The 464-nt window shown below is 60.3% G+C and carries 1 protein-coding gene; it reads right to left on the minus strand.

The window, feature by feature from the left end:
* Nucleotides 1-464 (minus strand): hypothetical protein (locus AB4114_RS35905; RefSeq protein WP_441992691.1); only part of this gene is annotated, 464 nt, incomplete at both ends.

A 464-nucleotide genomic window follows, 5' to 3' on the forward strand; every position in this document is an offset into this window, starting at 1 on the left:
CCTGCTGCTCCAGTTGCTCCTGCTGCTCCTGTTGCTCCTGCTGCTCCTGTACCTCCAGTCGCTCCTGCTGCTCCTGTTGCTCCTGTACCTCCAGTTGCTCCTGCTGCTCCTGTTGCTCCTGTACCTCCAGTTGCTCCTGCTGCTCCTGTACCTCCAGTTGCTCCAGCTGCTCCTGTACCTCCAGTTGCTCCTGTTGCTCCTGTTGCTCCAGTTGCTCCTGTTCCTCCAGTTGCTCCAGTCGGCCCAGTCGGTCCTGTTGCACCAGTTGCTCCTGTACCTCCAGTTGCTCCTGCTGCTCCGGTTGCTCCTGTTGCTCCTGCTGCTCCAGTTGCTCCCGCTGCTCCGGTTGCTCCTGCTGCTCCTGTACCTCCAGTCGCTCCTGCTGCTCCTGTTGCTCCTGTACCTCCAGTTGCTCCTGCTGCTCCTGTTGCTCCTGTACCTCCAGTTGCTCCTGCTGCTCCTGT

The organism is Paenibacillus sp. 2RAB27 (genome assembly GCF_052115445.1).
In the GTDB taxonomy this organism is placed as follows: Bacteria; Bacillota; Bacilli; order Paenibacillales; family NBRC-103111; genus Paenibacillus_E.